The following is a 19,633-nucleotide window of genomic DNA, read 5'->3' on the forward strand; positions in this document are numbered from 1 at the left end:
AGGAAGCAATGAAACTGAACCAGGAGCGCAGGCTGCCTATGCCGCTGTGGCTGCAGGGTGCATTCGAGTTTGCCCAGGTCGCGCTCATCTCCGCTATCCTCATTCTGCTGCCCTTGGTGGCCGTATGGTTGACCGACGGTTTTGCCGATCGCAGCTTCGACTCGCTGGCGCGGCTCGGCGGACACGCCTGGTTGCTCATTCACGGCGTTCCGCTGGACCTTCAGTTGGCGGCTGGAACAACGTCGCGTGACATGATTACCGGCGTCATTTCCCTGACGCCCCTCGGCCTGACACTCATCCCGTTCCTGCTCGCCTGGCGCGCAGGCAGACGCCTGGCAAGGGCCTCTTACACCGATCAGCTGTGGCAGGCAGGCCTTGGCGCGTTAATCGTTTACGCCGCTGTGGGAGCCGGTACGGGTTTCATCACCGAATCGGTCCAGGTCTCCACCTCGCTCGCGCAAGCTGCCTTGATCCCACTCATTCCGGCCGGTGCCGGTCTCATTATTGGTGCAAGACGGGAGGCCGGGTCATGGGCGCGTCTGATCGGCGTCGACGCTGCGGAGTGGATTGCGACGACGAGCCAGCACTCACGATGGGCAGGCTCGTACGTTTGGACGGTGGTGCGGGCAGCCTATCTGGCACTGATGACCGGCGTAGCACTCGCGGCACTGCTGATGACCGTCTCCATCGGGTTGCACTGGTCCGACATCGTAACTGTCTATGAAGGTCTGGCTCCAGGAATTGTCGGGGGTGCCGTACTGACCGTCGTGGAGCTGGGCCTGCTGACAAACTTCGTATTCTGGACATTCTCCTGGGCTTCCGGAGCGGGATTTGCCCTCGGCGAAGGATCATTGATCAGTCCGCTTGTGACACAGGTAGGCCCGCTGCCGGCGTACCCGGTTTTCGCGGCATTGCCCACTGGCGAACTGGCATTCGGCCTGGCAGCGTTGCTGATCCCCGTTGTGGGCGGGCTATTGGCGGGCTGGTGGTTCCTGCGTGAAGGCGAGAACCACTTTGACGAATGGCTCGAAATCAAGATCCATGCACGCTGGTTCACGGCGGCCGTTTCGACCCTCGTACTCGGAATCGCCATCGGAGTCATTGCGGGACTAATGGCAGCTGTGGCGACGTGGATTTCCCGCGGATCCATCGCCATCGGACGGTTTACGGAGATTGGCCCGGACCCTTGGATGACAGCTCTCTGGGTAGGTGCGGAAGTCGCCGTCGGAGTGGTCCTTGGCTACGCTCTGGCGCCACTATTCGAAAGGGACCCGGAGACGGCAGAGGATTTAACGACGGCGGACCGCTAACCGCCGTTCCGGGTCATGTCCTGGTCACTGCGTCAGCGGTTCGCTCAGCTCCTTGAGGGTGTCCTGGTAGTTCTGTTCACAAGTGTTTTCGGCACGGACTGTCAGCGCCTGGGACATGCAAGTCTCGTATTCAGCGGTGACCGGCCACAAGGCGACGAGGGTGGCCGTGGAGATCGTCAGCACGAGCGCGGCACCCAAGCCAAGTGCCATGCCAATCCGCAGCAACCGCGGAAATCCACACCGTACTGCTTTTACAAGTCCAATAATGCCAAAGACTATAGAAGCAATTCCGATGGCAGGAGCGACCGCTTTCCACGGTAATTCGAGGTAGCTGGTCAGCAGTGTAAGAATAACCGATAAGAGGAACAGCCGGATGAACATGCGGGCAGAGTTCAACTCTTCGTCGGTGGGTTTGTGCCGGTGCGACTTGCGTGGCTCTTCCGGTTGCTGCGGTGGCTGTGCCTGCCGCGTTGACTCCTGTTGCTGTGAATGCCCGTCTTCCATAGATTCCAGCCTAGGCCAGCTTGGCCCATAAAGTGTTCCTATGCGCATTGTTGTCCTCGTCAGCGGAACCGGTTCCAACCTTCAGGCCGTAATTGATGCAGTGGAATCAGCGGAGCTCGACGTGGAAATCGCCGCTGTGGGCGCCGACCGCGAGGGCACATACGGCGTCGAGCGTTCAGCTGCTGCTGGGATCGATACGTTTGTCGTGAATTTCCGCAGCTACGCCGAACGTCGGGACTGGGATGACGCACTGCGGGAGAAGGTTGCTTCCTATGATCCGGATCTGGTCCTCTCATCCGGATTCATGCGCATCGTGGACGAGCGGTTCATCAAGATGTTTGAAGGACGCTACGTCAACACTCACCCGGCGCTGCTGCCATCCTTCCCCGGAGCCCACGGAGTGCGGGACGCGTTGGCTTATGGGGTAAAAGTAACAGGAGCTACCGTCATGATTGCCGACGCCGGAGTGGACACCGGCCCCATCCTGGCGCAAGCTGCGGTTGAAGTATTGGATGACGATACAGAAGCGGCGTTGCACGAGCGCATCAAGGTGGAAGAACGCCGTCTGCTCGTTGAAACCCTTGCCAAACTAGCAGCCGGCGGCTGAGCACCGCAGCTGTCGCGACCACAACTTCCACCTTCTTCAGGCGCTCCCTGAGCCTTAACGTTCGCCAAACCTGTGGATAACCGGATGCACGATCGTATGATCTGCGCTACCTTGTTTGGAGCCGCCGACCAGGCGGACTGCCTAACAAACGGGGAACTTGGTGACTTTACAGAAGAAGGCGACGACGACGAGGGCCAGGTTCTCGAGCATTGCCGTAGGCCTTGCATCGATCGCTCTGGTATTGACCGGATGCGGAGGCAGCAGCGAGACGCCGCCGTCCAGTAGCCAGTCCGCAACAGAGTCAAAGACGCCCTCGCCAGCTCCTACCCCGACACCGACTCCCACTCCGACGCCTGCCTCCGCAGACGGACCGGCCCGGAACATACCCGTTCCCGAAATGCCGGAAGCCGCCACCAAGGAGACGAAGGCAGGGCTTGAAGCCTTCGTTCGTCACTGGTTCGATTTGGTCTCCCATTCCTACGCCACGGGCGACCTGGACCCGGCCAAGTCCCATAGCGGATCCAGCTGCGAAACTTGCGCTTTTGTTTATGATTCTGTGGCCTCGGCCTACAAAGATGGAGGATGGTCCGCCGGTGGTCAGATGACCATCAAAAAGATCGGCACCGAGTTCACGAAGGAGAACATCGCAGGCGTAGGTCCCTCGTACACAGTTGCCGCTGTAGTCGGTCAAGGAAAGATCACTTTTTACAATTCAAAGGGAGAAGTAAGCCTGAAAGAGGAGCCGGATGCACCCGTCGGATTTACGTTGGTGCTCACCTATGGTGCAAATGGCTGGACAATGGAGAATGCAAACATCGTAGGAAGTTCTAACTAGTGGCGTCCACTTGTTTCGGGGGCATCAACGGCTGTGCACCAGCAAAATCTCTTACTGTCGTGGTTGTGGCTGCTCTGACATTGGTGATCCTGCTCCTGCCCATGTCCGCTCCGGCAATGGCTCAGGTGTGCAATCCGAGTGATGTGAATGTCGGTTTCATTGATAGCGGAGCGAAGGCAGCCGGCCAATGCGGAATCAGTAAAGAGGACGGACGATCGGCATCCGAGTTGAACGATTCACAACCCCCAATGGGTGAAACGAGCGATGTTCCCAAAATTGAGACCAGATTCGTACGCGCCTGTTTGGAGGACCTAGACGACATCAGCATCAGTTGTGAGATCTTGGCTGCTGACTGTGGCACCGATGAAATCCTCCTAGAAAAATACACAGCACCGGTAGGGCCGGGCCCGGCACAATGGCAACCGACCGGCGAACTAACCTGTAGCTCGGCTCCATCCACATCAGAAGAAGTAGCGGAATTTCCGGGCTATACGTTAGAGGACTTTAAGTCATTGCCGTTTACGCCCGCGGGGAGCGCTATCCAACCATCGCCGCATACATTGATCGGAGCACACACAAACGTTTACGCAATTGCACATGATCAGTCATTTTCAGTCAACATCGCGGGCTTCGATGTCCGCATTAATGCCAATCCCAACAGCTATAGATGGAGTTTTGGCGATGGACAAGGGCTAGGGCCGGTTAAGACTCCAGGCGCGGAACTCTCTCGCGCACAGTGGGGTGAGGAGACCTCAACTAGCCATGTTTATGAACAGACCGGCGATTTCCAAGTAGTCCTGACGACGTACTTCACAGGGATGTACTCAGTCGACGGTGGACCGTGGATTCCCATTCCAGGACAAGCGGCGGTGGAGAGTGCCCCTGTCACGATCAGCGTTTGGCGGTCCGAGACGAATAACTACGCGGACAATTGTTTCGAAAATCCGGAAGGTGCAGGATGCCAGGGTGCTGGCGGCTGAGAAGTTGTCAACGACGTGTAAATAGGCGGATTCCAAGACTGGCTGGAAATTAGGTTGTCAGCCCCGTGCGAGTGCGGTCTAGATATTCCGGTGATCCTCACCACAAATTCGTTGCTTCTGTGAACCGATACACATTCTTCCCGTTAGCATCTTCAAGGGCGTCCTTCACCGCCCACCATGAATCTAATGACGAGCGGCGTCGAAAGCGCGGAACTGGACAATGGCATCCGGGGATTAATCCGCCGTCGCGCGTCAGATACCTCAGAGGATGATGATGACTAAGAAATTGATCAGCCTGGCAGCAGGAACGGCGATAGCAGCGTTGGCCTTGACCAGTTGCGGCACCGCCGACTCCGAGTCGGGTACTTCTACCGGGAGCGATCGTCCGGTAGGGGCGAGTTCCGAGGGCCCGGCGCAGAATGTTCGGGTTCCGCAGGAATCTCAGCCCTTGTCGGAGAAATCGGAGGAAGGTTTGAAGGCGTTCGCCTACTACTGGATCTCCTACAACAGCTACGCCCAGCAGACCGGCAAGACGGACAAGCTGAAGGAACTGTCGAGCGAGAACTGCACGTATTGCGCAGACGAGATCTCCATGATCGCCAATGTGTACGAAGACGGTGGCTGGATGGCTGGTGGCGACCCGCGCGTGACCAACGTTCACCCGAATGTTGCCAAGGGCGAGAGCACAGGCAAGGCATTAGTCGAATACTCCGAAATTCCCGGGACGATCTTTGATTCCGAAGGCGACAAGAAGTCCACGATCAAGCCGACGGAGCCGACTGTACTCACAGTCAAGGCTTCCTTCGATGACGGTGGCTGGACGATGGAATCCGTAAAGGAAACTCCCAACGCTGAACTGCCGGCCGAGTAATTACCGGCTCTACTCTTTGGTGAGGCGGGCAGCGAACGGCCCTGCCGCCATCATTACGACGACGGCGCTCCACCCACATAGGGCAGGGGCGCCGTCGCACATTTAAGAGACGGAGAATTAAGACAGTTTGCGGGCTTTAGTCTCCGGCGCGACGGCCGCCATCCACAAGACCGCGACGAGCACCAGCGCTCCGGTGACTGCAAACGTCAACGGCAGGCCCAGATAGGGCCAAAGGATGGAGCCGAAAATAAGTGGCACCAGTCCGGCGCCGATTCTGGAGATGGTGGAGGCCCAGCCGAAGCCGGAGCCACGAAGTTCGGTCGGATAGAGCTCGGAAACGTAGGCGTAGAGCACTGGAATGGCGATCTGGACCACCAGACCGAAGATGAGAATCCACAGTTGAGCCATCCACGGAACGTCGAGCACGATCGCGAAGATGACGAGAGAGAGGGCGGATAGGGGCCCGGTGACCCCCAGTATCCATTTGCGGCCGATCTTCTCCACCAGCAGTGCGGCGATGACGACGCCGACGAACCCGATGGCGGTCATTCCGGCCGTCACCATGAAGGCCGCGGTGTTGCCGTAACCTGCTTCAGTGAGAATTTGTGGCATCCATGTCAGCGCGCCGTAGTAGACCAGCAGGATGCTCAGGAACAGTCCCCAGGCGGCCAGCGTGATGCGCCAGTTGAACCTCCACAGTGCCGCCAGTTGAATGGAAATATTTCCCATCGACAGCCGTGGTGTTGCGGCCGGCTCAGGCAGGCGCCACTTGGTTACGGAACCGCCGGTGCGGTGTATCAGTGAATCAATGACATCCGCTGCCTCTTGGGTCCGTCCGTGGTGGACCAGAAACAGGGGCGATTCGGGAACGGAGCGGCGGACCCAGAAGACGAGTAAAGCGGGCAGGACCATCACGAGCATGAGCAACCGCCACGCGCCGGGGCCGAAATCGCCGAACCAGAAGACAAGAGCGGCCGAGACAATTCCGCACAGTGAAGCGCCGATGGGCCACCAAGCATCCATCGCGGTGAGGACCCGGCCGCGGTATTTACGAGGTGTGAATTCACCGACCAACGCATAGTCGACGGGGATGCAGCCGCCCAAGCCGAAGCCGGCGAGGAACCTGAACAGACAGAACCAGATGAAGTCGGGGGAGAAGGCGCCGGCGACAGTGAAAAGCGAGAAGATCAAGAGGGTGAGGGTGAAGGCGCGTTTCCGGCCGATGAGATCCGCAATGGAACCCCAGGCGAAAGCCCCGACCGCCATTCCGATCAGGTTCGAGGTTCCAACCCAGGCCGCTTGTCCGGTGCTCAGATCCCAGTAGCCGGACAGCAGGGGAATCAGATATCCGTTGAGGGTCACATCCCAGGCGTCGAACATGAACCCAAGACCGCCGATCACGAAAATGCGTCCCTGCACCTTCCAACGCCACGGCAGCTCCTGGACCACCTGGTCGCCAGTTGGCAGGTCTACGTGAGTGCTCATAAGTCCCTTACAAGTCAGGTACCGCCGGGTTACGGCTGCGGCTGATTCAATTATCCCGCATTTCCGTTACATCATCCGGGCTGTATGGCGGAGGCGGTCCCAGTGGGAGTTTTAGCACAGCCGCCGACGTAACGGCAGTGCGGCAAAGTGTGTGAACTAGACTGGGTGCGACCCCCCGATCTTGTGACCTCTCTGGAGATTTTGCGTGAGCCTCAACCAGCTTGACCGTGTTCCCATTCGCCGGGCTTTGATCTCGGTTTACGACAAGACAGGGCTGGAGGAACTGGCCCGCGGCCTCCACCAGGCAGGCGTGGCGATCGTTTCAACCGGTTCGACGGCGGCACGCATCTCCGCATCCGGCGTACCGGTCACCGAGGTGGCTGAACTGACTGGGTTCCCCGAAACTCTGGACGGACGCGTCAAGACCCTTCACCCGAAGGTTCATGCCGGCATCCTGGCTGACCGCCGCCGGCAGGAACATATCGACCAACTTTCGGAACTCGGAATCGAAGCTTTCGACCTGGTCGTCGTCAATCTTTACCCCTTTGTGGACACGGTCAACTCGGGTGCCGGCCAGGACGACGTCGTCGAACAGATCGATATCGGCGGCCCTGCCATGGTCCGCTCGGCAGCGAAAAACCATGCCTCTGTCTCCGTTGTCGTCGATCCTGCCCGCTACGCCGACGTCGTCGCCGCGGCTTCAGAGGGTGGCTTCGACCTGAATGCCCGACGGCGGCTGGCGGCCATGGCATTCGCCCATACGGCCGGATATGACAACGCGGTCGCTTCGTGGACAGCGTCGCAGTTCGGCGATGGAACCGATGAAGGCAACGCCTGGCCGCCGTATGCGGGACTGGCGCTCGAGCGCTCGTCGGTGCTTCGTTACGGTGAAAATCCGCACCAACAGGCGGCCCTCTACGTGGAGAAGGGCGCCACGCCAGGCATCGCCCAGGCGGACCTGCTGCACGGCAAAGCCATGTCGTACAACAACTATGTCGATGGCGATGCTGCCTTGCGCGCAGCCTTTGATTTCGCCGAGCCGGCCGTCGCCGTCGTCAAGCATGCCAACCCGTGCGGCGTCGCGGTGGCCAGCGAAGGTGCCCCTGATGCTATCGCGGATGCGCATGCCAAGGCGCACGCCTGTGATCCGGTTTCCGCGTTCGGTGGTGTCATTGCCGCCAACCGTGAAGTTACTGCGGCGATGGCACGCACCGTGTCGGAAATTTTCACCGAGGTGGTTATCGCCCCCGGATTCGAACCCGAAGCGATGGAGATTCTGACCGCGAAGAAGAACATCCGGTTGCTCACCCTTCCTGAGGGATACCGTCGCGATCCGGCTGAATTCAAACAGGTTTCCGGCGGGGTGCTGGTGCAGATGGTGGACACCCTCACGGCGGACGGCGACCGTGCAGAGAACTGGAAACTGGTTTCCGGTGAACCGGCCGATGAGGCAACGATGGCGGACCTCGTCTTCGCATGGAAGGCGCTACGCGGAGTTAAGTCCAACGGCATTCTGCTGGCCAATGACGGCGCTACGGTTGGCGTCGGAATGGGCCAGGTCAACCGCGTGGATTCATGCAAGCTGGCCGTGGAGCGCGCCCGTACCCTCGGAACAACCGTCGACGGCGCCGCTTCGGACCGCGCCGCAGGCTCCGTAGCAGCATCGGACGCATTCTTCCCCTTCGCCGACGGGCTGCAAATCCTGCTCGACGCCGGTGTCCGCGCCGTCGTCCAGCCCGGCGGTTCCGTAAGGGACGAGGAGGTCATCGCGGCGGCACAGGCGGCAGGCGTGACGATGTACCTGACCGGCTCACGGCATTTTTTCCACTAGGCTCGCGTAGTGGGAAAGACCGGAGCGAGGAATCAGTGAGTGAACCGCATGAGCAGCATGCGCACGAGGCAGGCGCTGCTGTGCCATCCCATGGCGTGGGGCAGGGATTGTTGGTCAAGCGACGGCGGTTCCTGTGGTTTTCGGTTGCGGCACTCATCCTGGCAATCGTGCTGGCCATGACCGCCAGTTTCAGGCTGACCGGCTTCGTCCTCGCCGGTTTGCTGCTCGTGCTGGCCGGACTCCGCGGTTTCGGGCGGGAGGAAGGCCTCCTCTTCGCCGCCCGCAGCCGCACCTTTGACGCCATCGTCCTGTCCGGATGCGCAAGCGGATTGGTGCTCTTTTCCATCATCGCTCCGGCCTGAGCTACCGGGCTTCGGGTTAGGGGCGGCAACTGCCGTTGTGGCATTATTGGACGTGATTGTCCACGAGAAACACTACGAAATCAGGGGCCAGTGAGCAGATTCGGTCCCGTGAAATAAGGAGACTGCGTGTCCAAGATTAAGGTAGCCGGCCCCGTCGTCGAGCTCGACGGCGATGAGATGACACGAATCATCTGGCAGTTCATTAAGGAACGCCTGATCCACCCGTACCTCGACGTGGACCTGAAGTACTTCGACCTCTCCATTCAGAACCGCGACGCGACGGATGACCAGGTCACCATCGATGCGGCCAATGCCATCAAGGAGCACAACGTCGGCGTCAAGTGCGCCACCATCACTCCGGATGAGGCACGGGTCGAGGAATTCGGCCTGAAGAAAATGTGGGTCTCGCCGAACGGAACCATCCGCAACATCCTCGGCGGCGTCGTCTTCCGCGAGCCGATTATCATTTCCAACATTCCGCGGCTGGTTCCGGGCTGGAACAAGCCAATCATCATTGGCCGCCACGCCCACGGCGACCAGTACAAGTCCACCAACTTCAAGGTTCCCGGCCCCGGTAAGGTCACCATGACCTTCGAGCCGGAAGATGGCTCCGAGCCGATGAAGTTCGACGTCGTCACGATGCCTGAAGAGGGCGGCGTGGCCATGGGTATGTACAACTTCAACGAGTCCATCAGGGACTTCGCGCGGGCGTCCTTCAAGTACGGACTGATGCGCAACTACCCGGTCTACCTCTCCACCAAGAACACGATCCTGAAGGCCTACGATGGTCAGTTCAAGGACCTGTTCCAAGAAGTCTTCGACAACGAGTTCAAGGACCAGTTCGAGAAGGCGGGCCTGACCTACGAGCACCGCCTGATCGACGACATGGTTGCCTCCGCAATGAAGTGGGAGGGCGGTTACGTCTGGGCCTGCAAGAACTACGACGGCGATGTCCAGTCCGACACCGTCGCACAGGGCTTCGGCTCGCTGGGCCTGATGACCTCCGTTCTGATGACTCCCGACGGCAAGACGGTTGAAGCGGAAGCTGCACATGGCACCGTTACCCGCCACTTCCGGCGCCACCAGGCAGGCGAGCCCACCTCCACGAACCCGATCGCTTCGATCTTCGCGTGGACTCGTGGACTCATGCACCGCGGCGAATTGGACGGCACGCCCGACGTTGTCACATTCGCGGAGACGCTGGAAGACGTCGTCGTCAAGACCGTCGAGTCGGGCAAAATGACCAAGGACTTGGCATTGCTGGTCGAAGGTGAGCAGGACTACCTGACGACCGAAGAATTCCTTGCGGCTCTGGATGAGAATCTGGCGGCCCGCCTCCAGAAGTAAACTGACGTACCAATCGCGGCTCCGCTCCCAACTTCAAGGGAGCGGGGCCGCTTGTGCGTTTGATCGATGTGTGGCTGCGCCGGGGGCAGAATAGCGCAGCCACACATCGGTCTTGGCCGAGGTCAGTCGACCTCGGACATAATAAGGACACGGCGTACCCGAAACGAGGCAACTCCAGTCAGGAGCAGGAGAGCTCCCATCATCAGAGCCCATGCAACGTCGGCGCCGGTGTCGGCCAGTGGCGCGGGCTCAGCAGCTGAGCTCAAATTGAACAGCTCGAACTCGCTGCCGGCACTGTCACTGGACGAAAACGCCGTGCCAACACTCGCCGAATCACGGACGTCGCTGGATCCATCGGTTCCTGCTCCTCCGGAGAACCCGGCGGAAGCTACGATTCCGTCGACTTCGACATTGACCGCACCTTGACCGGCGCTGCCACTGTCGATTACTTCATCCTCGTTGCCGGTTGCACCAACAAGATCCTCCTGGTTATCCACGTCGGCGTTCCCTGATTCATCGCTGGCGCCGCCTTGACCGGCATTACCGTTGTCGATTGCGTCATCGCTGTCTTCGTTCACAGCGTCGCCGCTACCAGTTATGGCACCGCTCTCTTTTGACTCGCCTTCCGTGCCCTCGTGGTCACCGTCGGCTTCGTCTTCTTTGGCGGCGTCTCCTTCGTTAGCATCGCCTTCGGCTTCGTTATTGCCGTTGGTGGCGGTGCCTGTGGCGGTGGAGTCGCCGATGATGGATACTGCGTTGCCGTCGACGTTCACTGGCGCCGTAATGGCGGCGTCGGTGTTGTTGTCGGTGATGATTCCGTCGCCGATGCCGAGCAGTCCGTCACCGAAACTTACATCGGTGCCTTCATGGTCATGGTCAGCTTCGTCTTCCTTGGTGGCGTCTCCTTCGTTGGCATCCTCTTCCGTTTCGTGGTCACCGTTGGTGGCGGTGCCGGTGTTGGAGTCGCCGATGATGGAGATGGAGTTGCCGTCGATGTTTACCGGCAGGTCCGCATCAATTGATGTGTCGTTGTCACTGAGGACTCCGTCGCCGATGCCGAGCAGTCCGTCACCGAAACTTGCATCGGTGCCTTCGTGATCGGATTCGTCGGCTTCGCCTTCCTTTGCACCGTCGGCTTCGTTGGCGTCTCCGTCTGTTTCGTGGTCACCGTTGGTGGCGGTGCCGGTGGTGGAGTCTCCGATGATGGAGATGGCGTTGCCGTCGACGTTCACAGGCGCTGTGACAGTGGCGTCGGTGTTGTTGCCGCTGACGATTCCGTCGCCGATGCCGAGCAGCCCGTCACCGAAACTTGCATCGGTGCCTTCGTGATCGGCTTCGTCGGCTTCGCCTTCCTTTGCGTCGGCTCCGTTGGCCTCTCCGTCTGTTTCGTGGTCACCGTTGGTGGCGGTGCCGGTGGTGGAGTCTCCGACGATGGAGATGGCGTTGCCGTCAACGTTCACAGGCGCTGTGACAGTGGCGTCGGTGTTGTTGTCGGTGATGATTCCGTCGGTACCGAGCAGCCCGTCGTTGTCAGCGGCAGCTGCGTTGGCTCCCTCCTGGTCGGCGTCGGCTCCGCTAGCGTGACCGTCGGCTTTATGGTCACCGTTGGTGGCGGTGCCGGTGGTGGAGTCTCCGACGATGGAGATGGCGTTGCCGTCAACGTTCACAGGCGCTGTGACAGTGGCGTCGGTGTTGTTGCCGCTGACGATTCCGTCGCCGATGCCGAGCAGCCCGTCACCGAAACTTGCATCGGTGCCTTCGTGATCGGCTTCGTCGGCTTCGTCTTCCTTGGTGGTGTCTCCTTCGTTGGCGTCTCCGTCTGTTTCGTGGTCACCGTTGGTGGCGGTGCCTGTGTTGGAGTCTCCGATGATGGAGATGGCGTTGCCGTCGACGTTCACTGGCGCCGTGACAGTGGCGTTGGTGGTGTTGTCGGTGATGATTCCGTCACCGGTCCCGTGCAGTCCGTTGTTGTCAGCGGCAGCTGCTTTGGCTCCTTCCTGGTCGGCTTCGGCTCCGCTAGCGTGACCGTCGGCTTTATGGTCACCGTTGGTGGCGGTGCCGGTGGTGGAGTCGCCGATGACGGAGACTGCGTTGCCGCCAACGTTCACTGGCGCCGTGACGGTGGCGTCGGTGGTGTTGTCGGTGACGATCCCGCCACCGGCGCCAAGCAACTGTTGGTCGCTACCGTAAACGACCTCGGTGTTGGCGGGGGCGCTCTCGGGTGCATATCCACCGACGGCGCTGCTGTTGGTGACTGGGCCAGCGGTGGAGTCTCCGACGCCGGAGACAGCGTTGCCGCCGACGTTTACGGGGGCTGTGACGGTGGCCTCGGTGGTGTTGTCGGTGACGATCCCGCCACCGGCGCCAAGCAACTGTTGGTCGCTACCGTAAACGACCTCGGTGTTGGCGGGGGCGCTCTCGGGCGCATATCCACCGGTGGCCTCACCGTTGGTAGCTGTGCCTGTGCTGGTGGAGTCGCCGATAACCGAGACGGCATTACCGTCCACGTTGACCGGAATTTCCACACTGACGCCGAGCCCATTACCGGACAACACGCCGTCCTCATTCGTTGGTGCCTGATCGGAGGCGGAGGCGGCGCCAGCACCGAAGACCATCAAGCCTCCAGCAAGTAGGGCACCGTAGAGCCCTCTGCGAATACATTCGCGCATGACTGATTTCCTAACTGATTGAATTGTTTGCTGCACTCGGCAGCGATTGCCTGATGCCGTCCGCACTGCGACGGCGATCGGCTCAATCAGTCGGGTGAAAATCCAGGGTCGGAGAAGGTTGAACTGGGCAATGCCCATGAACCGTGATGCTGTTGCCCGCCTACCAGTTGGTGGGGCAAGAGATAATAGTCGGCGAGGTAAGCCGTAGCTGAAGCGTTCCCGGCAGACGACGACGCGGATGCGGCAGGGGCGGGTGCACCAGGAGTTGCGACGTCGAAGTTTCCGCCCGTGCTTTTGGCATCAATGTCGTCGGAATTGGACATGCCGGCTGAGGTAAGGACGATAGCTGCGTCGTGGGCCGTCGAGTCGAGAATGGAAGGATGCGCCGGGGATGTTTCGATGTTCATGGATGTGAGTTGGACCGGACCGATTACACTGACGCCACTTGAAGGCTGCGCGCCATCAGTAACGTCCGCGGTCTTGTGGTTGGATGTCGTCCGAACGTCCGCTGCACTCTCTCGGACGGGAAGCGCGGGGTTGTTGATATTGGCTGAATCGGTTTCGACCACATGCTCAACGGGATTGGCGGCCGGTTCTGCGGGGGATACTGCATGTGGGGATGCGGCCGATTCGGTGATGGGCTTACTGACCTGCTCTTCAAGGCCGATAACCGGGTCAACAACATGTTCGGCTGCTGGCTCGGTGATCGGATCCAGGGTATTCCCGACGGTCTTGCTTACTGGGTCGAGGGTGGACTGTACAGAATCCGTCACGGGCTGCAGAGTCGATTTTACCGGCGCAACCGCGGAGTCGACCACCGGGCTGACGACTTTCTCGACGACGGGGACGACAGGTTTGGCGACGTGTTCGACAACCGGTTCTGCAATCGGCGTGACGACCTGACTGACGATTGGTGCGGCAACGTGTTCGACGACGGGTTCTACTACCGGGGCAGCGACTTGATTGACGATCGGCTTGGCTACCTGTTGAACGACGGGCTTAGCGACGTTGCTGACGATTGGCGCAGCGACCTGGTCGACGATGGGTTTGGCAACGTGTTGAACGGACTCAGCAACTTGGCTGGCGATGGGTTCTACAACCGGAGCAGCGACCTGGTTTACCGGATCGACAACTGTTTTGGTGGCTTGTTCGACGAGGGGCTGGGCTACCCGCTGAACGATAGGCTTGACGACAGCCTCAGTGACAGGAACAGCGGCTTTTTCGAGTACGGGTTCGATAATCGCCGTCGAACTTTCCGCAATCACGGGCGCTGCCACTTGTTTGCCAAGTGGTTCGGCAACCTGCTCCGTGAGGGAACCAAGGAGATCGCCGTCGTCGGCATTCGCGCTGGTTGCACCGATGACCATGATGCCGAGTGCTGCAAAAAGACCCAGGATCAGAGCGCGCAGGGCAATGGCGATGTGGTTCGCTCTATTACCGTTCACGTCTTCACCTCCCCAAGGGTGACATCAGTCACGTGAACCTCATCTTAGGTCGTAGATTCCGTCAGGTCTACCCGCAAATTGGGGTTAAATTGCACCGTCACATTCGGATGGCGGGAGAGTAACGCTTGGACGGGCGAAAAACCGGCGTGGTACATCTTTTGTCATGACTCCGCAGCCTTCTGCCAAAAACACTGCCCGCAAACGATCGCCGGAAGAGCGAAACGCCACCATTGCAGTGACGCTTTTTCCTTTGCTCATTCTTGCCGGCGGTGCTGCCGGAATGCTTTGGCCGTCGGCGTTTACCGGGTTCTCTCCGTGGATTGCGCCGCTGTTGGGAATCATCATGTTTGGGATGGGACTGACCCTGACGCCTCCCGATTTCGCTGTTATTGCAAGGCGTCCGGTTCCGGTGATCATCGGCGTAGTGGCCCAGTATGTGATCATGCCTTCGGTCGGGTGGCTGATCGGCGTCGTACTTGGACTGCCGCCCGAACTTGCTGCGGGTGTCATTCTCGTCGGTTGCTGCCCGGGCGGGACTGCCTCCAACGTTGTTTCCTATCTGGCGAAGGGGGACGTCGCACTGTCGGTCGCGATGACCTCTGTTTCCACTCTGCTGGCTCCGCTGCTCACACCGTTACTAACACTCTGGCTGGCCGGGACTTATATGCCGGTCGACGCCGGTTCGATGGCGTTCTCGATCGTGCAGATCGTTCTCATTCCAGTTGTGCTCGGCTTGGTGGTTCGGTTGGTCCTGCCCAAGCTGGTGGCCAAGGCCTTGCCGGTGCTGCCGTGGATATCCGTGCTGGCGATTACCGCTGTCGTACTGGTTGTTGTTGCTGGAAGTGCCGCAAGCATTGCCTCGGCAGGACTGCTGATCTTTGCAGCCGTCGTGTTGCATAACGGTGCGGGCTACGCGGTGGGATATGGGTTCGCGAAAATGTTCCGGCTGCCCACTGCGGCACGCCGCACGACGGCTATCGAAGTCGGGATGCAGAATTCCGGTCTGGCGGCAGGGCTGGCTGCGCAGTATCTCTCGCCGGCGGCAGCGTTGCCTGCCGCGATCTTCTCTGTGTGGCACAACATTTCCGGAGCCGTACTCGCCGCTTACTGGCGCCGCCGTGATGCACGCTCCCTGCCGGAGGATGTCCAGCCGATGGAAAAGACGGTCGCGAACTAACTGTCAGGCGTCGTTGGGGTAGCGCACCCCGAGCTGCTCGCGGACCGAATCGAAGAGGCGCATGGTCTCGAGCGAATCGGCCCACGGCATGGTCGGGCTCTCGTTAATGCCGTCCTGGATGCACCTGGTGACCTCGCGAAGTTCGTAGACGTAGCCGTTGCCGGTCTGCTCGAACCGTTCCGTCCGAGGCCCGGACGCTTCGGTGCTGATGGTCAGCTCAGTGGGATTGTGCAGTGGCTCGTTGGTGCGCAGCCAGCCTTCGGTGCCGCAGATGGTCGCCGTCCGCGGTGAACTTGCCAGCAACGACGACGTCAGTTGAGCCTGTGCCCCGGAGGCGTAGCCGAGCTGGAGCGCATTCTGCTGGTCAACGCCGTGCTCGTTCAATGAACCGGTTGCTACACACGAATCAGGCCGGCCAAGGGTTCCGAGCGCCCATGTCAACGGATAGACGGTGAGGTCGAGGAGTGCGCCACCGCCGTCATTGAGTGCCCAAATGCGGGCCTCCGGATCGAACGGAGCCGGAAATCCAAGATCCGCCTGCACCCATGTGACCCGCCCCAGTTCGCCGGAGCGGACGATGTCCCACGCCCGCTGCACGCTGGGCAGGAAGCGCGTCCAGACGGCCTCCATCAGGAACAGCCCGTTCGCGCGGGCCAGTTCGATCAGCTCTGCGGCCTCGCAGGCATTAATAGTCAGCGACTTTTCGCAGAGCACGTGCTTGCCAGCTTTCAGCGCCGCGCCCGCGACTTCGAAGTGCTGGCCGTGTGGAGTGGCGACGTAGACGACGTCCACGTCCGGGTCGGCCAGGAGCTGCTCGTAACCGGAGCGGCCGGTGCGTCTGCCGTCGTCGTCCGCGTAGTGTTTTTTGAAGCCGTGTTTGGCGGCAAATTCCGATGCCCGCTGAGGCGAACGCGAACTCACCGCATACAGCTCTGCGTCGGCCAGCCGGGCAATATCCGCCGTCACGGCACCGGCGATCCTGCCTGTGGCCACCACCCCCCAACGCAACACCCTGCCGGTAGCTTCCAACGGATCCGTGCTCGCGGACGCCGACAACTGCGGAACGGCGATGAAGGGCTCGGTATTTACGGAGAGGCTCATCCATCCATCCTTGCCTGTCGGACACGTTGCGTAAACTCCGGAACGGTCATGCCTCCTGCCCGGCGGCCGGGGAGCGCAGCACGGGAATCATGCTGAGGACGCAGGCGATAGCCGCAACGAGGATCAGCAACCGGTAGTCCACCAGCCCGATGACGGCGGCGGCAAGGACAGACATGAGTACCTGCGGGACGTTGAAAACCAGATTGGCCGCAGCCGCCGTCCTACCCTGCAATCGGAGCGGGGTTTCGGATTGGCGCAGGGTCACGTAGGCGACCACCATCCATGGCACGCCGATGCCAATGAAGGAGATTCCGAGCAGGAATAGGACGAGCGAGGAGCTGGCGAGTGTGGCAACGCCGAGCCCCGCCAGCAACACCCCTGCAGCCATAGTCTTCTGCAGCCCGACCCTCCGGATTACGCTGCTCGCTGCCAGGCCGCCGGCAATGGACATCACGCCCTGGACGCTGACCAGGACGCTGAGGTATTCAACCGGCATCCCCAGCCCCTCCTCCAGGGATGCAAAGTTCGTGACATTCAAGACGCCGGTGGCCGCGATCGTGATGAAGATCGTCAGCGTGGCGTTGCGAAGCGCGCGGTGCTGCCCGATGAAGCGGAAGCCAGCCGTTGTCCGCCTCCAGAAACTACCCTCAGGATCCGGTTCCGGTTCCGGTTCGTACACGCGCAGGGTCAGGAGGATCAGAGCCGCCGCCGCGAAAGACGCCGTCGCGAGGAGCGCAACCGGGTCCATGCCCCAGAGAGCGAATAGTGCCGCTCCGACGAGCGGAGAAATGATGCGCAGACCCTGATCGATACTGCTGAGCATGCCGTTTGCGGGTGCCAGCAACCGTGTTGGCAGCATCGAGCGCAGCAGGCCGGATTGGGCGGCCGCCGTGACGTAGGCGGTATTGGCGTACAGAAAAATGACAACGTAGATCAGCCAAAGCAGGTCGGCGTCGCGGACCAGCAGCAACAGCAGGACGACGGCGGCAGCAGCGGCGTTATTAATCACCAGCAGGGGCTTGCGCCGGAAGTGGTCCGCCAGTTGGCCGGTCAGCGGAGCGAACAGGGCGGGCAGGCCGAGAGCGGCAAAGACCATACCGGCCGCCGCATCGCTCCCGGTCAGTTGTTTTACCCAAATGGCGGCGGTGATGTACAGGGCGGAATCACCGAAATTGCTGACCAGCCAGGCGATCGTCAGACGGCGGAACTGCGGCTCGGCGAGGGCTTGCCGGTTTGTGCCGACGTCGTTTTCCTTATCGACGACGGATACCTCGCCGGCACGGATGCTTTCTGGAAGCTGATCACCCCCGCGGTTCACGGTTCCTCGATGGGATCGAAGTTCAGCACGGCGAACAAGCGGGCCGGTCTGGATCCTTCCGGGCGCAGTCCGGGGTCAGTCCAACGCCCGTCGAATCGTTTGGCCAGCGTGAGTAGTTCTTCACGGAGCTCCGCGATTTCCTCGTGGGTCAGGTAGAAGCTGTTGCTGTGAACCGTGGTGCAGTCGATGTCTTCCACAGGCTGTGCAGGGGCCTGGCCCAGCCAATTCTGGATGCGTGCAGTCTCCCGGCTCACTTGCAGAGACGCCAGGGTGGAGACGGCATGAACTGAGCCGGGCTGATCGCGATCGATCGACTGCGAGCGGGTGGTCGCAACGACCTTCCAAGGTTTTTCCCGGCCATTCCGTTCCGCCGGCTCGATATAACCGTGCTTGGCAAGAGTGCGCAGATGGAATGAACAGCTGGCCACCGATTCGTTCAACGCCTCGGCGCACTCGGTGGCGGTGGCTTGCGGAACTTCCCCGAGATAATCCAAAAGCTGCAGGCGGAATGGATGGGCCAAGGCACGGATGCGGACCGGGTCGGTGACAACCTGCTCACCTTCATGGGCTCGATAGGTGACGCCTGGGGCGGAAGGCGGAGAGACGTCGTCGTTCTTCATGGCCTCAAACTAACACTCTAAAGAGTTCTTTAGCAATAGTTCTTTAGAATACGCGAAGAAGAACCGACGAAACACCGGAGCGGCGTTAGAGTTGGACTATGAAAAAGCTTCTGCGCGAGGACGGTCCGGTCCTGCTTGTCTCTCTGGTCATCACCTATCTTGTCTTCCAGGGAGTGCTGAGCTGGGGTTGGAACATCATTGGAGCAGCCGTCTTCGCGGTCGTTATTGGGCTGATTTCCGCCATCGCCATCCAGGCGATCATCGTTTTATGGGACCACAAGCGCGGCAGCTCAAAGACGGATGAAGCGGATTCGGCCGGAGCAGACTCAGCTGGAACGGGCAACCGGGAGCACGACGGCGACGCTCCTGACGAGATTCCCGAGGATGGCAGTTCGCTGGACCGTCGCGGTGATGACCGTGGAGACGGCACCAAACCCGGCTGGCGCAAAAGCTTTGAGACCGATGACCCCAGCGAGGACGACGGGTCCGCCTCCGGAACCGGTGCTGAACAATCAGGTCCGAGGGGGCCGGTCCGCCGTACCGAGGAGTACCGGTCCAGCCTCGAAGATCCGGACTGACGCGACTCGTTTTGTTAGGTGGTTGCCGCCTTGTGCGCCCGCGCCAGTTCCACGTAATGCTTGGCGTTCTCTTTCACGCCGTCGAGCTCTTCGTCGCTAAGCTCACGGCGGACCTTCGCAGGTACTCCAGCAACGAGCGAGCGCGGCGGAATCTCTGTTCCTTCCAGCACGACGGCGCCAGCCGCCACCAGGGTCCCGGCGCCGATGTTGGCGCCGTTGAGCACCGTGGCACTCATGCCAATCAGGCAGTCGTCCCCGATCGTGCAGCCGTGGACTACCGCACTGTGACCGACGCTGACCCGCGCGCCCACCGTCGTCGGAAATCCCGGGTCTGCGTGTAAGACGACGTTGTCCTGCAGGTTGCTGCCATCTCCGACCTTAATGGCCGCCGTGTCGCCGCGGACGACGACGCCGTAGAACGCGCTGGCGTCCTTGCCCAGCGAAGCGTCACCAATGATGGTTGCGCTCGGAGCCACGAACGCATCGGCGTCGATCGCGGGAGTCTTGCCTTGAAACGGGATGATGTTAGCCATGGCCCAAGCGTAGCGAATGCCACATAGGTTCACATCCGCCGGCCGATGCAGGGATAAGTG

At 60.6% G+C, this 19,633-nt stretch carries 18 protein-coding genes and 1 pseudogene; 10 read left to right on the top strand and 9 right to left on the bottom strand.

Annotated features, from left to right (window positions below; genetic code table 11):
- The first annotated feature begins 8 nt into the window (after nt 1–8).
- Nucleotides 9–1,310 (top strand): cell division protein PerM, encoded by a 1,302-nt coding sequence (locus tag ACX80B_RS15875; RefSeq protein WP_459297903.1) that lies wholly within the window; start codon nt 9–11, stop codon nt 1,308–1,310.
- A 24-nt stretch (nt 1,311–1,334) separates the two neighbouring features.
- Here ACX80B_RS15875 and ACX80B_RS15880 read toward each other — a convergent pair whose 3' ends face one another.
- Nucleotides 1,335–1,814 (bottom strand): hypothetical protein, encoded by a 480-nt coding sequence (locus ACX80B_RS15880; protein WP_459297904.1) that lies wholly within the window; start codon nt 1,812–1,814, stop codon nt 1,335–1,337.
- 40 nt (nt 1,815–1,854) lie between these two features.
- On the opposite strand from ACX80B_RS15880, the gene purN reads away from it, so the two are divergent.
- Nucleotides 1,855–2,421, top strand: coding sequence for a phosphoribosylglycinamide formyltransferase (gene purN / locus ACX80B_RS15885; protein ID WP_459297906.1), 567 nt, complete (start codon nt 1,855–1,857; stop codon nt 2,419–2,421).
- Between the two features lie 141 nt (nt 2,422–2,562).
- Here the strand turns inward: purN and ACX80B_RS15890 are convergent, their stop codons facing one another.
- On the bottom strand, nt 2,563–2,766 hold the full coding sequence (locus ACX80B_RS15890) for a hypothetical protein (RefSeq protein ID WP_459297976.1): 204 nt from the start codon (nt 2,764–2,766) through the stop codon (nt 2,563–2,565).
- 16 nt (nt 2,767–2,782) lie between these two features.
- Here ACX80B_RS15890 and ACX80B_RS15895 point away from each other — a divergent pair.
- The 3 genes and pseudogenes from ACX80B_RS15895 to ACX80B_RS15905 all read left to right on the top strand — a co-directional run.
- Nucleotides 2,783–3,256 (top strand): annotated as a pseudogene (locus tag ACX80B_RS15895) (DUF6318 family protein); the annotation flags it as partial.
- A gap of 65 nt (nt 3,257–3,321) precedes the next feature.
- Nucleotides 3,322–4,236: a PKD domain-containing protein gene (locus tag ACX80B_RS15900; RefSeq protein WP_459297908.1), complete on the top strand. Its 915-nt coding sequence runs from the start codon at nt 3,322–3,324 to the stop codon at nt 4,234–4,236.
- A 274-nt stretch (nt 4,237–4,510) separates the two neighbouring features.
- Nucleotides 4,511–5,107, top strand: a complete 597-nt coding sequence (locus ACX80B_RS15905) for a DUF6318 family protein (protein ID WP_459297910.1) — start codon at nt 4,511–4,513, stop codon at nt 5,105–5,107.
- Nucleotides 5,108–5,224: 117 nt separating this feature from the next.
- Here ACX80B_RS15905 and ACX80B_RS15910 read toward each other — a convergent pair whose 3' ends face one another.
- Nucleotides 5,225–6,592 carry an MFS transporter gene (locus ACX80B_RS15910; RefSeq protein WP_459297912.1) on the bottom strand — a complete coding sequence of 456 codons (1,368 nt, stop codon included), beginning with the start codon at nt 6,590–6,592 and terminating at the stop codon, nt 5,225–5,227.
- A gap of 205 nt (nt 6,593–6,797) precedes the next feature.
- Between ACX80B_RS15910 and purH the strand changes: the two genes are divergently transcribed.
- The 3 genes from purH (at nt 6,798) to ACX80B_RS15925 (ending at nt 10,132) form a co-directional block, all read left to right on the top strand.
- Entirely contained in the window at nt 6,798–8,423 is a 1,626-nt protein-coding gene (purH, locus tag ACX80B_RS15915; protein ID WP_459297914.1) for a bifunctional phosphoribosylaminoimidazolecarboxamide formyltransferase/IMP cyclohydrolase, read from the top strand.
- Nucleotides 8,424–8,458: 35 nt separating this feature from the next.
- Nucleotides 8,459–8,785 carry a hypothetical protein gene (locus ACX80B_RS15920; RefSeq protein WP_459297916.1) on the top strand — a complete coding sequence of 109 codons (327 nt, stop codon included), beginning with the start codon at nt 8,459–8,461 and terminating at the stop codon, nt 8,783–8,785.
- A gap of 126 nt (nt 8,786–8,911) precedes the next feature.
- Complete coding sequence (locus ACX80B_RS15925) at nt 8,912–10,132, top strand: NADP-dependent isocitrate dehydrogenase (RefSeq protein WP_459297918.1); 1,221 nt, start codon at nt 8,912–8,914, stop codon at nt 10,130–10,132.
- A gap of 122 nt (nt 10,133–10,254) precedes the next feature.
- Here the strand turns inward: ACX80B_RS15925 and ACX80B_RS15930 are convergent, their stop codons facing one another.
- Nucleotides 10,255–12,801, bottom strand: a complete 2,547-nt coding sequence (locus ACX80B_RS15930) for a chaplin family protein (RefSeq protein WP_459297920.1) — start codon at nt 12,799–12,801, stop codon at nt 10,255–10,257.
- An 86-nt stretch (nt 12,802–12,887) separates the two neighbouring features.
- Nucleotides 12,888–14,246 carry a hypothetical protein gene (locus tag ACX80B_RS15935; RefSeq protein WP_459297922.1) on the bottom strand — a complete coding sequence of 453 codons (1,359 nt, stop codon included), beginning with the start codon at nt 14,244–14,246 and terminating at the stop codon, nt 12,888–12,890.
- 163 nt (nt 14,247–14,409) lie between these two features.
- Between ACX80B_RS15935 and ACX80B_RS15940 the strand changes: the two genes are divergently transcribed.
- Complete coding sequence (locus ACX80B_RS15940) at nt 14,410–15,423, top strand: bile acid:sodium symporter family protein (RefSeq protein WP_459297923.1); 1,014 nt, start codon at nt 14,410–14,412, stop codon at nt 15,421–15,423.
- Between the two features lie 3 nt (nt 15,424–15,426).
- Here ACX80B_RS15940 and ACX80B_RS15945 read toward each other — a convergent pair whose 3' ends face one another.
- From ACX80B_RS15945 to ACX80B_RS15955, 3 genes are read right to left on the bottom strand one after another with little or no spacing between them, the layout of a single operon-like run.
- Nucleotides 15,427–16,524 carry a Gfo/Idh/MocA family protein gene (locus tag ACX80B_RS15945; RefSeq protein WP_459297925.1) on the bottom strand — a complete coding sequence of 366 codons (1,098 nt, stop codon included), beginning with the start codon at nt 16,522–16,524 and terminating at the stop codon, nt 15,427–15,429.
- Nucleotides 16,525–16,570: 46 nt separating this feature from the next.
- On the bottom strand, nt 16,571–17,842 hold the full coding sequence (locus ACX80B_RS15950) for an MFS transporter (protein ID WP_459297927.1): 1,272 nt from the start codon (nt 17,840–17,842) through the stop codon (nt 16,571–16,573).
- Entirely contained in the window at nt 17,839–18,462 is a 624-nt protein-coding gene (locus tag ACX80B_RS15955) for a helix-turn-helix domain-containing protein (RefSeq protein WP_459297929.1), read from the bottom strand. The genes ACX80B_RS15950 and ACX80B_RS15955 overlap by 4 nt, the downstream gene beginning before the upstream one ends.
- Before the next feature lie 98 nt (nt 18,463–18,560).
- On the opposite strand from ACX80B_RS15955, the gene ACX80B_RS15960 reads away from it, so the two are divergent.
- A complete protein-coding gene (locus ACX80B_RS15960; protein WP_459297931.1) occupies nt 18,561–19,040 on the top strand; it encodes a hypothetical protein in 480 nt (159 codons plus the stop codon).
- 14 nt (nt 19,041–19,054) lie between these two features.
- Here ACX80B_RS15960 and ACX80B_RS15965 read toward each other — a convergent pair whose 3' ends face one another.
- Nucleotides 19,055–19,573 carry a gamma carbonic anhydrase family protein gene (locus ACX80B_RS15965; RefSeq protein ID WP_459297933.1) on the bottom strand — a complete coding sequence of 173 codons (519 nt, stop codon included), beginning with the start codon at nt 19,571–19,573 and terminating at the stop codon, nt 19,055–19,057.
- Nucleotides 19,574–19,633 lie beyond the last annotated feature (60 nt).

Source organism: Arthrobacter monumenti, assembly GCF_054511255.1.

What these genes read in the sequence shown, in the direction of transcription:
- ACX80B_RS15930 (WP_459297920.1), bottom strand. Translation starts at nt 12,801, where the DNA reads ATGCGCGAATGTATTCGCAGAGGGCTCTACGGTGCCCTACTTGCTGGA.
- ACX80B_RS15955 (WP_459297929.1), bottom strand. Translation starts at nt 18,462, where the DNA reads ATGAAGAACGACGACGTCTCTCCGCCTTCCGCCCCAGGCGTCACCTAT.
- purN (WP_459297906.1), top strand. Translation starts at nt 1,855, where the DNA reads ATGCGCATTGTTGTCCTCGTCAGCGGAACCGGTTCCAACCTTCAGGCC.
- ACX80B_RS15940 (WP_459297923.1), top strand. Translation starts at nt 14,410, where the DNA reads ATGACTCCGCAGCCTTCTGCCAAAAACACTGCCCGCAAACGATCGCCG.
- ACX80B_RS15965 (WP_459297933.1), bottom strand. Translation starts at nt 19,573, where the DNA reads ATGGCTAACATCATCCCGTTTCAAGGCAAGACTCCCGCGATCGACGCC.
- ACX80B_RS15960 (WP_459297931.1), top strand. Translation starts at nt 18,561, where the DNA reads ATGAAAAAGCTTCTGCGCGAGGACGGTCCGGTCCTGCTTGTCTCTCTG.
- ACX80B_RS15945 (WP_459297925.1), bottom strand. Translation starts at nt 16,524, where the DNA reads ATGAGCCTCTCCGTAAATACCGAGCCCTTCATCGCCGTTCCGCAGTTG.
- ACX80B_RS15875 (WP_459297903.1), top strand. Translation starts at nt 9, where the DNA reads ATGAAACTGAACCAGGAGCGCAGGCTGCCTATGCCGCTGTGGCTGCAG.
- ACX80B_RS15905 (WP_459297910.1), top strand. Translation starts at nt 4,511, where the DNA reads ATGACTAAGAAATTGATCAGCCTGGCAGCAGGAACGGCGATAGCAGCG.
- ACX80B_RS15910 (WP_459297912.1), bottom strand. Translation starts at nt 6,592, where the DNA reads ATGAGCACTCACGTAGACCTGCCAACTGGCGACCAGGTGGTCCAGGAG.
- ACX80B_RS15880 (WP_459297904.1), bottom strand. Translation starts at nt 1,814, where the DNA reads ATGGAAGACGGGCATTCACAGCAACAGGAGTCAACGCGGCAGGCACAG.